Source organism: bacterium, assembly GCA_030693205.1.
GTDB lineage: Bacteria > Patescibacteriota > Minisyncoccia > JAHIHE01 > JAHIHE01 > JAHILZ01.
On sequence record JAUYBG010000002.1, the window covers coordinates 1 to 11,653 of the forward strand.

The 11,653-nt window shown below is 39.5% G+C and carries 12 protein-coding genes and 5 tRNA genes; 16 read left to right on the forward strand and 1 reads right to left on the reverse strand.

Annotated elements, in window-relative coordinates; genetic code table 11:
• The first annotated feature begins 353 nt into the window (after positions 1 to 353).
• The 10 genes from thrC to Q8N37_00060 all read left to right on the forward strand — a co-directional run bounded on the left by thrC (position 354) and on the right by Q8N37_00060 (position 6,207).
• The gene (gene thrC / locus Q8N37_00015) at positions 354 to 1,703 is read left to right on the forward strand and encodes a threonine synthase (GenBank protein MDP3056901.1); all 1,350 of its coding nucleotides are present in this window, start codon (positions 354 to 356) and stop codon (positions 1,701 to 1,703) included.
• A 130-nt stretch (positions 1,704 to 1,833) separates the two neighbouring features.
• Positions 1,834 to 1,907 (forward strand) — tRNA-Ile (locus Q8N37_00020).
• Between the two features lie 39 nt (positions 1,908 to 1,946).
• Positions 1,947 to 2,906 carry an RluA family pseudouridine synthase gene (locus tag Q8N37_00025; GenBank protein MDP3056902.1) on the forward strand — a complete coding sequence of 320 codons (960 nt, stop codon included), beginning with the start codon at positions 1,947 to 1,949 and terminating at the stop codon, positions 2,904 to 2,906.
• Between the two features lie 157 nt (positions 2,907 to 3,063).
• Positions 3,064 to 3,510, forward strand: coding sequence for a 50S ribosomal protein L19 (gene rplS, locus Q8N37_00030; protein ID MDP3056903.1), 447 nt, complete (start codon positions 3,064 to 3,066; stop codon positions 3,508 to 3,510).
• A gap of 34 nt (positions 3,511 to 3,544) precedes the next feature.
• Positions 3,545 to 3,628, forward strand: a tRNA-Leu gene (locus Q8N37_00035).
• An 85-nt stretch (positions 3,629 to 3,713) separates the two neighbouring features.
• Positions 3,714 to 3,785, forward strand: a tRNA-Val gene (locus Q8N37_00040).
• Positions 3,786 to 3,867: 82 nt separating this feature from the next.
• A tRNA-Phe gene (locus Q8N37_00045) sits at positions 3,868 to 3,943 on the forward strand.
• An 11-nt stretch (positions 3,944 to 3,954) separates the two neighbouring features.
• Positions 3,955 to 4,027, forward strand: a tRNA-Gly gene (locus tag Q8N37_00050).
• A gap of 160 nt (positions 4,028 to 4,187) precedes the next feature.
• On the forward strand, positions 4,188 to 4,412 hold the full coding sequence (locus tag Q8N37_00055; GenBank protein ID MDP3056904.1) for a hypothetical protein: 225 nt from the start codon (positions 4,188 to 4,190) through the stop codon (positions 4,410 to 4,412).
• A 160-nt stretch (positions 4,413 to 4,572) separates the two neighbouring features.
• Positions 4,573 to 6,207 (forward strand): O-antigen ligase family protein, encoded by a 1,635-nt coding sequence (locus Q8N37_00060; protein MDP3056905.1) that lies wholly within the window; start codon positions 4,573 to 4,575, stop codon positions 6,205 to 6,207.
• A gap of 42 nt (positions 6,208 to 6,249) precedes the next feature.
• On the opposite strand, the gene Q8N37_00065 is transcribed toward Q8N37_00060, so the two are convergent.
• Positions 6,250 to 6,438 carry a hypothetical protein gene (locus Q8N37_00065; GenBank protein ID MDP3056906.1) on the reverse strand — a complete coding sequence of 63 codons (189 nt, stop codon included), beginning with the start codon at positions 6,436 to 6,438 and terminating at the stop codon, positions 6,250 to 6,252.
• A gap of 522 nt (positions 6,439 to 6,960) precedes the next feature.
• On the opposite strand from Q8N37_00065, the gene Q8N37_00070 reads away from it, so the two are divergent.
• From Q8N37_00070 to Q8N37_00095, 6 genes are all read left to right on the forward strand, one after another.
• Complete coding sequence (locus tag Q8N37_00070; protein MDP3056907.1) at positions 6,961 to 7,344, forward strand: YraN family protein; 384 nt, start codon at positions 6,961 to 6,963, stop codon at positions 7,342 to 7,344.
• A 297-nt stretch (positions 7,345 to 7,641) separates the two neighbouring features.
• Positions 7,642 to 8,571, forward strand: coding sequence for a thiamine pyrophosphate-dependent enzyme (locus Q8N37_00075; GenBank protein MDP3056908.1), 930 nt, complete (start codon positions 7,642 to 7,644; stop codon positions 8,569 to 8,571).
• A gap of 51 nt (positions 8,572 to 8,622) precedes the next feature.
• Positions 8,623 to 10,383: a single-stranded-DNA-specific exonuclease RecJ gene (gene recJ, locus Q8N37_00080; GenBank protein ID MDP3056909.1), complete on the forward strand. Its 1,761-nt coding sequence runs from the start codon at positions 8,623 to 8,625 to the stop codon at positions 10,381 to 10,383.
• A 26-nt stretch (positions 10,384 to 10,409) separates the two neighbouring features.
• Positions 10,410 to 10,835, forward strand: a complete 426-nt coding sequence (locus tag Q8N37_00085; protein ID MDP3056910.1) for a ribonuclease HI family protein — start codon at positions 10,410 to 10,412, stop codon at positions 10,833 to 10,835.
• An 84-nt stretch (positions 10,836 to 10,919) separates the two neighbouring features.
• Positions 10,920 to 11,339, forward strand: a complete 420-nt coding sequence (locus Q8N37_00090) for a response regulator (GenBank protein ID MDP3056911.1) — start codon at positions 10,920 to 10,922, stop codon at positions 11,337 to 11,339.
• Between the two features lie 48 nt (positions 11,340 to 11,387).
• On the forward strand, positions 11,388 to 11,653 hold a 266-nt coding region (locus Q8N37_00095; GenBank protein ID MDP3056912.1), incomplete at its 3' end, for a hypothetical protein.

The following is an 11,653-nucleotide window of genomic DNA, read 5'->3' on the forward strand; positions in this document are numbered from 1 at the left end:
GCAGTGATCATATATTGGTATTTTAAGGCGTAATTATACAAGGTGATAAAACCTTTAATACCAGTATATTTAGAATGGATTGAATTGTAAAACTCCATTTAGGGTTTCATGGAGTGCAAGATGTATGTGAACTTATGCAGAATACTTGAATTTTAAGCTATATTTGATAGTATAAAGAAGAACACAAACCACGCTAATTGGTATATCCTTAAAATCGAAGTCAATTCATTTTTGAATGCATCAGGGGAAAGAAAGGGGTACCCATGCTCGCCTCGATTCGTCGAGTCGAAGTGGGCAATCAAAAATGATTGACGAGCTTTGCCGATTTAAATAATTAAACACAAAATACCACTATGACTCCTTTCCGTTACTTTCACCAATGCATCTCTTGCGGAAAAAAATTCCAGCCGGATAGATTTTTATATACTTGCCCCGATTGCCAGGGGCTTTTGCTGGTTGAAAGGGACGAAGAATATATAAAAAACAAGATCGGCATTGGTAAAAAAGCTCAAGGTTTTTTTGATAGCTTGCGGTACGGCGAAGCCAGAAAGATCTACCCGAATGATTCCGGAGTCTGGCTTTGGCGCGACCTCTTACTCCCGGGATTTCCTGAAAAAAATATAATTTCCCTAAAAGAAGGCCAAACCGACTTATTCGAAATTCCTTCCTGGCTTAAAAAAGAGATTGGCCTGGAAAATCTTTACATAAAAATGGAAGGCCAATCCCCTTCCGAAAGCTTCAAAGACCGGGGAATGCCGGTCGCGATCTCCGACGCTTTGCGATTGCAAGAAGATTATCCGGATCTAAAGATCAAAGGCATTAGCTGCGCTTCGACCGGCGACACTTCGGCTTCAGCCGCGGTTTACTCCGCTTATGTCCGCGACCGCTTGCGCTGCATCGTGATGGTGCCCAATCAAAAAATTTCCGACCCCCAGCTTTTTCAAGCCATGGCGCATGGCGCCGAAGTTAAAGCGATCAATCACCCGGATGGTTTCGACGGCTGTATGACGCTCATTCAGCAATTTACCGCCCGCCACCCGGAACTGATTTTAGTGAACAGTAAAAACGATATGCGAATTGTCGGACAAGAATCAATTGGCTTGGAAATTCTGCAAGACCTTTCTTGGGCATCGCCGAAATGGATCTCGGTGCCGGTTGGCAATGGCGGTAATCTATCCGCGCTGCTCCAAACCCTGCTCCGCGCCAAAGAATTTGGATTGATTCCGGAACTCCCCGGAATCATCGCCGCTCAAACCGGCGCTTCCGACACTCTGGTCCGCTGGGCCGAAAGCGATTATCAAAAATACACTCCGGGAATTTATCAAGACACTGTCGCTTCGGCAATGAATATCAATAGCCCGGTCAGTTTCCCCCGTATCAAAAAACTTTACGGCGCTTTCAATATCAAATTCTTCCGCTCATCGGAAAAAGAAATTTTAAAAACCTGGGCGAGATTCACCCGAGCCGGCGCCAATATCTGCCCGCAAAGCGCAGTGGCGCTCGACGCGATCCGCCAGGCGCGGGAAGAAAAAATCATTAACGAAAAAGATTTGGTCGTCTCAATCTCCACCGCTTCCGCCATAAAATTCGCCGCTAGCGGGATCACGCATCATAAAACCGGCAGAAAAGAAGACTTTGCCAATCCCTATGAGATACTGAAAGGAAACCTGGAAGCTATTGAAAAATCTTTGAAAAGAGTATAAGATAAAATGATAAGCGCCTGTAGCTCCCTCCTTCGCTCAAATATTAACTTGAGCTTCGGAAGGACAAGTAGCGCCTATACAGTGTATCATTCACCCTTCGAAGCTCTGATAGCAATCAGAGCGCAGTAGGGCGCCTGTAGCTCAATTGGTTAGAGCACTAAGCTTATACCTTAGCGGTTCTTGGTTCGATTCCAAGCAGGCGCACAAATTATTAATTATTGATAGCAAATAAATATTTTATTTATGTCCCAAGCTTTCCAATTTAAAGCCGAAACGCAAGATCAAGGCAAACGCCTTGATAAATTTTTGAGCGAAAAGCTTCAGGAATATTCGCGCGCGACGATCCAAAAAATGATCAAAGAAAAAAATATTTTAATCAGCGGCAAAGAAACAAAATCATCTTATAAAATTAAAACCGAAGATGTTGTTGAAATTAAACCGCCAGCCGAAAAAACAGACCTATCCCCTGACCCGTCAGTAAAAATTAAAATAATTCACGATGAAAAAGATTTCGCGGTTATCGATAAACCGGCGGGACTCGTGGTTTATCCCGGAACCAAGCACGAAGAAAAAACTTTAGTGAACGGACTGCTCGCGCTCTGGCCGGAAATTAAAAGTGTTGGCGAAGACCCAATGCGGCCCGGCATCGTTCACCGCCTGGACAAAGACACTTCCGGCATAATGATAATCGCAAAAAATAATTCCTCTTTCGAATACTTCAAAAACATTTTTAAAAACCGTGAAGTTAAAAAAACTTATCTCGCCCTAGTGCATGGAATTTTAACGCCACGCGAAGGAATAATTGATTTTCCCATCAGGCGATCAGAAACTGTGCCGACAAAACAAGTCGCGATCAAAGAAAAGAATATCACCGATAGCGCCCGGCCCGCCCTCACCCGCTTTACGGTTCTCAAATATTTAAAAGATTCTGCCGGAAATGAATATACCTTAACCGAAGCAATGCCCGAAACAGGAAGAATGCATCAGATCCGGGTTCACTTTGCCGCCTTGGGACACAATATCGTTGGCGATAAAATTTACAAATGGAATAAAACACAAAAAATCGTTCCTCTTAAAAGCCATTTTTTGCATGCCGCTGCCCTCGACTTTATTTCTCCCGCTAAAAAAACCTTAAAATTTTCTTCTCCTTTGCCAAAAGAATTAAACGATTTTCTGAAAACGCTGATCGAAATTCACCCCTAAAACCTATAACGGGGTTGACTAATAACAGCTTTTGTATTATTATTAATCCATTCGACCGAACCAGAATTATTAGGAATAATAGTTTAAAAGGAAGCCATTCGGCATCACCGAGCTTCGTCGAGATCGAACCATTAACCAGTAATTATTATCTAAACCTATGACACTCTTAGAAACATTTGTCAAAAACCAGACAAAAGAAAAAGAATCTCATCCCGAAATAAAACCCGGCGCTGTTATTCGTATTCACCAAAAATTTGTTGAAGTTTTAACCCAGACAAAATCAAAAAAACAAGCAAAAGCCAAAGAGGCTGACAAAGTTAAAGAAAGGATCCAAGTTTACGAAGGAATCGTGATCTCTCGCCACGGCAAAAGTGCGCATTCAACGATCACCGTACGAAAGATCAGCGACGGAATTGGCGCGGAATATATTCTTCCTTTAGATTTGCCGAGTATTAAAAAGATCGAGGTCGTAAAACAAAACAAGGTCAGAAGAGCAAAGCTTTATTACCTGCGCGACAAAGCCGGTAAAGCCGCCCGCTTCAAAGACATAAAAGATGTTGCCTTAACCGCTAAACCGAAAGTCAAAAAAGAAATAGCGAAATAAGAAAGCGTATAGTTATTGGCGAAAAGCTAGACTGGCCCAGGTGGCGAAACTGGCATACGCACTACCTTGAGGTGGTAGCGCCCTTACGGGCTTGGAGGTTCAAATCCTCTCCTGGGCACCTAAAATAACCAGAGACTCATAACTAACAACCGATAACAAATTTTGTTATGAGTTTTAGGTTATAAGTTTTTAAGTTAATTTAGGCACGTTTAGCTCAGTGGTAGAGCATCTCGTTGACGTCGAGAGGGCCGCTGGTTCGATCCCAGCAACGTGCACACGATAACGAATAACGTATAACCGATAACTTATAACCTACATTGTTATTTGTTATAAGTTTTAAGTTATTAGTTGTTTTGAGCCGAGGTAGCTCAGGTAGTAGAGCACAGCTCTGAAAAAGCTGGTGTCGGGAGTGCAAGTCTCCCCCTCGGCACCATACAATCGCCTGCGGGTGTAGTTCAGCAGTTAGAACGTCTCCTTGCCAAGGAGAAGGTCGTGGGTGCGAGTCCCATCACCCGCTCAAGAAAAAATCGTTTGGTCTCAGATCAAGCGATTTTTTTATATTATTAAATTATCCACAATTAGGGTATTGACAAAGATAAAAAATTTTGGTAAATTATATTTTTGTTCGCGCTGACTAAATATGATGCGCGACCAGAAAAAACAAGGAGGAGAAAAATTTGAAAAAAGAAAAAGAAATAAAAGATCTATTCGTAAAAGATTTACGAGCAGGAATAGCATTTTCAAAAGCAGTAGTCGCAATACCGATAGGTAAAAACGATAACGCTGTTGAACTAATCGTAAACGGCATTATAAATTTCACTGAGTCTAGTGGAAATGCTCTATATGCTTTAGGCGAAAAAATCTGCGGGTATGACGCTCGCGTACTGTTTATAAACTATTAAATAAACAGATCAAAAGAATGGAGGAAAAAATGGACAAACCCAGGCCTGGCAAATAAATATAAATAATTTTAAAAAATAATTTAAAATTATTTAGACCACAAACTACGTGGTCTTCTTTTTTTGTTTTTAAAAAATCCTAAAATCTGCTATCATATAGACAATGAATAAAATCCTAATTCAAAAATTCAAGGGTTATCTGCAAAAAATAGATCTGGATAAACTCGAAAAGTTTTTTTTCACGCTTTTTTTATTATCAATTCCCTTTCAAACAAGACTGACGTTTTACACACCCCAAACCTATTTAAATGGAACCTTCAATGAATATGCAACTTTTTTCCTTTATCTTTCAGATATTTTATTAATAACAACATTATTAACATTCTTTGTCAATACATTGACTTTTAAAAACTATTTCGGTATAATAACAAAACGTATCCACGGTTCTCCCCTTTTTATCCCCAGTACTTTTATACTTATTACATTAATTACATGGTCGTTTATCAATATTTACTGGTCTGAATATAAAAATATCGCTTTTTATCAATCCGTTAAGATTCTGGAATTCGGTTTACTTTTTTTATATATTAGCCGGCGGTTTAAATGGTTCGGTTTTAATAACCTTGCTGCGCTAATTTTTGTTTCCGGGTTCCTTGAATCGCTTATAGGAATAGCCCAATATTATCTACAAAGATCCCTGGGATTAAGAATTTTTATGGAATCTATCTTGTCCCCGCAGATTCCTAATGTTGCCAAAATCGTCGTTGATGGCGAAAAAGCTATCCGCGCTTATGGAACGTTCCCGCACCCAAATGTATTCGCCGGTTTCCTTATTCTAAGCATTTTTTGCGGTATTTGGCTTCTATTTTCATATAAAACCCTAAAAGCATATAAAATTGTTTCACGTGAAACAATTTTATATGCTTTTCTTGTATCTGGAACAATCGCAGAGCTAACAGCCTTTATTTTAACCTTCTCAAGAATAGCCTGGCTATCATCAATATTGATAATTATTATTTTTATATTTCTTACGATTAGATCTAAATTGTTTCACGCCTGCCCACCGATGCTATCAATCTTTAATCCAAGTTTAACGCAAAATAATCAAGACAAATTGTTTCACGTGAAACAATTTGAGATTCTGCGTAGGTGGGTGAAACAATTTACCGGTTTTATCTTCAATCAAAGAACCACTTTATTAATTTTAAGTATAATTATTCCGTTATTGGTAGTTATTAGCACTAATTGGAAACAAATTAATAACAGAACAATCGATAATGAAAATAAATACCAAGAATCAACCGATAATCGAATTCTGTATAATAATATCGCCATCAATATAATCAAAGAATTCCCAATAACCGGAATCGGCGGTAAAAATTTTACAGTCATAATGCAAAAATTTTATAACAATCAATTGGAATCGTGGCAATTCCAACCCGTACATAATATCTATTTATTGATTGCCAGCGAACTAGGACTAATTGGGTTAAGCATGTTTCTAGTATTTATATATTTAATAGTAAAAACGACTTGGCCAAACAGTAAAACTGTTTCACGCGTACTCGCCGATGCTAATACGCTAAAAACAATGCTTAATCTAAGCGGTAAAAATCAAAATGTTTCACGTGAAACATTTTTAATGCAAACGGGCTTAATATCAGTTTTTATTGGATTCTTGTTTATTGGGTTGTTTGATCATTATTTTTGGACTCTTCAGCAAGGGCAATTAACTTTTTGGCTTACAATTGGACTAGTTCTTTCTACTGCAAAAGATAAAATTAATATTGAATATTAGAGCATAAAAAAAAGGCGTAGGCTAATACCAGCGCTTACGACCTTAAACAATTATTTTTTTGTTAACAATCAATTCCCCAATTGTTAGTTCAATTTTTGAACCAGCTTTTATTTTCTTCCACTCGCGCAAATCGATAGAGAAATCAAGGGCTGAAAGTACGTGCTTTTTTCCTTTAGTATCCACAACATCCATTTCTGGATAATCACCTGGTCCCTCATCCCGCATTGACAAAATTTTTGCGATTTTTATAATTTTTTTTCGTTTCTTCAATTCAGTCTTTATAGAAGTCAATATATCTACCTCCTTAATAGCAGATACAGTAAGTTTATCGGACTAATGCTTACGTGTCAAGCTTACCTAATCGACATAAACAAGATCTCTGTGTTATTGTACTCAAAAAGTGGTTAATCTAAAACATAAAAAGCAAAATGTTTCACGCGTGCCCACCGTAGCTAAGACACAGACTATAACCAATATCCTAAACCTCTGAAGACAAATTGTTTCACGTGAAACAATTTGTACAGGAGCGGAGGTGGGTGAAACATTTTGTACAGAGGAAGATGGGGGGGGGAGATAAAACAATTTTAATGCAAAAATCATAAACAAAAAGCCAACATAATGAACTATTGGCTAACACAGTTACTCACATATTATCCACAGAACAAAATTTATACACACCGTCTTGACATAAATCAAACAACTTGTTGTAATAATACAATGAATTGCTTATTTTGTCAAATAATGTTATAGTATATGCTTACACAAAAAAGAATTTTTGGAGATTTGGGTGAAAAAATAGCCAAAGAATACCTAAAAAAACATGGGTATGCGATAATCGATCAAAACTATTCAAAAAGATGGGGGGAAATAGACTTAATTATCGAATCACCGGAAAAAGAATTGGTCTTTGTGGAGATAAAAACGAGGGAAACCAACAACATTCCTTCTGTTTTTCTTCCTGAAGATTCGGTTAATTTTTCCAAACAGAAAAAAATAATTAAAACCGCTCAAACTTTTCTTTACGAAAATAAATACTCGGAGGATATTTCATGGCGAATCGACGTTATCGCGATTGAGATCGATAAAACCTCTCGCAAAGCAACGATTCGCCACCTTAAAAACGCAGTAGAAATGTAACAGCGATAAAAAAGACGTCAATTATCAAGTTTGTTTTAATGAGCAAAAAGTGATATAATATTTTCATACGTGAGTTAATTTTCAATTTTCAAGTACCAATTTTCAATGAATTTTTAAATGTTTTAATTTTCAAACCATACTGGATAATAATATTTTTTTGTTTGGGTTTAAATCATTTGGATTTGATTGGAATTTAGGATTTGAAAATTGAGATTTTAAGCTACACATTATTTAGCCTAGCTTCTTATTCCCATACTATCATTTTTTATTTTAATATTTACATTTTTATTTTCTATCATGACCACTATCTACGATCTCGCAAAAGCTCCGGAAAGACTGACCGGCGGACACCGCCTTTGTTCGGGTTGCGGCGCTCCGATTTGTGTCCGTGAAATTTTAGCCAACATCAAAGAACCGGTCGTAGCGATAACCGCAACCGGATGCCTGGAAGTTTCCACTTCCGTATATCCTTATTCGGCTTGGAATATTCCCTGGATCCATAGCGCTTTTGAAAACGCCCCGGCAACCGCTTCGGGAATCGTTGAGGCATACAACGCTTTGCGCCGCCAAGGAAAAATCAGCCGAGAAATAAAATTCGTGGTTTTTGGCGGAGACGGTTCAAGCTATGACATCGGGCTGCAAAGCTTGTCGGGAGCGCTGGAGCGCGGACATAAATTTCTTTATGTTTGCTACAACAATGAAGCCTATATGAATACGGGGGATCAGCGCTCGGGAGCCAGTCCTTTGGGCGCGATGACCAGCACAACCCCTGTGGGAAAAATCAGTTATGGAAAAAATCAGCGCCGCAAGAACTTAACTGAAATTGTTGCGGCTCACAATATTCCGTTCGCCGCGCAAGCCTCGATTCACCTTTGGCCAGACATCGCCTCAAAAGTTCAAAAAGCCATGGCGGTTGACGGCCCTTCATTTATTAATATTTTAAGCCCGTGCCAATTATTCTGGGGCCATCCGCCGAATTTAACGATTAAAATAGCTAAGTTGGCGGTAGAAACAGGGCTGTGGCCGTTGTATGAAATCGAGAATGGCAAATATAAAATCAACTACACGCCTGCCAAACTTTTGCCGGTAGGCGATTGGATCAAATCACAGGTCAGATTCAAACATTTATTGCTTCCGGAAAACCAGCCGATCGTTGAAAAAATACAAAAAGGAGTGGACGAGCAGTGGAAAGAATTAAAGGCAAAAGTCGAAGCAACGAATAAATAAAAATATTGTTTGCGAGAAAACTAAATTTGCTAATACAATAAACTGATCGTCATGGAAACAAAATGGATCATCAAGCCGCCAATTGATAAAAAATTATGTGAAACTTTTCCCGAACACTCGCCATTGATACTGCAACTGCTTTATAACAGGGGATTAACCACTCAAGAAACAATCGACGAGTTTTTTAGCCCTGATTATAAAAACGATATTCACGACCCCTATCTCCTAAAAGGAATGAAAAAAGCGGTCGAGAGAATTTACAAAGCAATAGAAAAAAAAGAAAAGATCTTGATTTACGGCGATTACGACGCCGACGGAGTCACGTCTTCCGTTTTGATCATAAAAACATTAAAATTCCTGAGAGCAAAAAAAGTCTCGATCTATATTCCCGACAGAGCCAAAGAAGGATACGGCCTAAACAAAGAAGCGATAGAACAAATCAAAAAAACCGGCGTATCCTTGATCATTACGGTTGATTGCGGAATCGCCAGCTGGAAAGAAGTTGAACTGGCAAACTCGCTTGGCATAGACGTGATCGTTACCGATCATCACTGGGTTCCGGACAAACTGCCAAAGTCTTTGGCGATAATCAATCCTAAGCAAAAAGGCGACAAGTATCCTTTTAAAAATCTGGCGGGCGTAGGCGTGGCTTTTAAGCTATCCCAAGCGCTGCTCTCCAACCAAAAACCCAAACAAAACTCAAACAGCGCCAAAACCAGCTTGTCTTTTGAAAAATGGCTGCTTGATCTGGTGGCGGTAGGCACAGTGGCTGATTCTGTGCCGCTTCTCGGCGAAAACAGAACATTACTGAATTACGGCTTAATAGTTCTGGGAAAAACAAAAAACCTGGGATTATCCGAATTAATAAAAAAGATCAAGGCATCAAAGTCCGCTTCCAGCGGGAAGGACCAGGCTCTTAAGATCGATAGCGACACGATCGGATATCAAATTTCCCCCCGGATCAACGCCGCAGGAAGAATGGATCACGCAAACACGTCTTTTGAATTGCTGATCACTGAATCCGCGCAAGAAGCGCAGGGGTTGGTAGCATCGCTGGAGCTCCTTAACGCAGGGCGCCAAAGCCTGACTGAAAAGATCATAAAACAAATCCGCGAACGAATCGGAAAAAATCCCTCGGAAAAAATTATTTTTGAAGGCGACAGCGCTTGGCCCGTCGGGATACTGGGGTTAATCGCGGGAAAATTAGCGGACGAATATTCCAGACCGGTTTTTATTTACAACAAGGGAGAAAATTTTTCCGGGGGTTCGTGCCGCAGCATACCTTCGTTTGACGTGATCGAATCTCTCAGCCGCTCAAAATCGCTTCTCAGCGAATTTGGAGGACACAAAAGCGCTGCCGGTTTTAAGGTGGAAAATAAAAATCTTGAAAAGCTAAAAAAAGAGATCGCTAAAATTGCCTCGCGCGAGATCAAAAACGAAGAACTTATCCCAAGCATCGAGATTGACGCTGAAATTGAAATAAAAAACATAGACTGGACTTTCTTTGAAAAAGTTGAAAAAATTGCTCCCTATGGAGAAGCGAATCCCGAACCGGCTTTTCTCCTCCGCGATATGAAAATAACCGAAATGCGCGCGGTGGGAAACGGGGAAAAACACCTCAAGCTGAGCATGGAATCTTCTCTGGAAAAAGGGAAAAAATTTCAGGCTATCGGATTTAATTTCGGCGAATGGTCAAAAAAATTAAAACTGGGAAGCCTGATTGATATTGTCTTTATTCTAACCGCCAATCACTGGAACGGACATTGTAATCTGGAATTTAAGATCATTGACCTGAAAACATCGAAGAAATAAAAAACAAACCATAAAACCAAATTAATATGGATTCTAACACTTTTACTCTTTACTCCGACGGGGGATCCCGCGGCAATCCTGGTCCGGCGGCTATTGGAGCTTTGCTCTATGCGGGCACTGCCAAAATATGCGAATGCGGCGAGTTTATCGGCAAAGCTACAAACAATGAAGCCGAATACAAAGCGCTAATTATGGCTCTGCTGAAAGCCAAGTCATTAAAAGCCAAAAACATCAGCTGTTTCCTTGATTCTGAGCTGGTTGTAAAACAACTTAATCACCAATATAGAATAAAAGACGAAAAAATAACGCCGCTTTTCATTAAAATATGGAACCTGATGTTCGATTTCGAAAAAATAACCTTTACCCATATTCCCCGGGAAAAGAACAAAGAAGCGGACGCACTGGTGAATAAAATTTTGGACAGGGAGACAAAACAGCAAAAACTGATATAATAGATGCGGGCCTTGATGCGATACGCAAAAATGCCGCCATAATTAATTCAGTTAAATTTTAATTTTAATAAATTAACAAACAATATGATTTTTGAAAAAAACAAAAAGAAAGTCCTAATTGTTGAAGACGACAATGACATAAGCGAAATGTATCGCATAAGAATCACTGCCAGCGGCTTTTTGGTCGAGACCGCGGCCAATGGCCAGATCGGAATAGATAAAATGAAAAAGTTTCTTCCCGATCTTGTGCTTCTTGATATCGTCATGCCGAGAAAAGACGGTTTTGACCTATTGGAAGAAGTCCGACAAGCTTCAGAGCAAGAAAACATCAAAAAAATTCCTATTATCGTGCTGTCTAATCTTGCCTCTCCAATCGATATTATGGAAGGAAAACGCCTTGGTGCTCAAGACTGGTGGATAAAAGCTTTCAATACGCCAAGCCAAATTGCGCAAAAGGTAATTGATTTTTTCAATAAGAAAGTTATAAAAGTAGAAGAAAAATAATCGAACTTTAAAAAATACCGGCGTTTTTAAAATGCGAGCGATATTAATATGGCAATTATCGACCTAAACAAAAAAAAAATACAGCGCCAAAAAGAAGCCGCCGGAAATCAACAACGATTAAGGCCGGCTGGAAAAAGCGCTAAAGATTTAATAGAAGAATCCCGACAAGGGCAAGTAAAAAGGGAAGCGGAAACGATCCTTGCGCAACAAATGCAAGACAGCATCGAACTGGCGGACTCGGAAGAGCCGCAAATACAGCAATACGGCGGAGGCGCTAAACCGCAGCAGGAATGGCAACGCGGACAAAAAAAAGA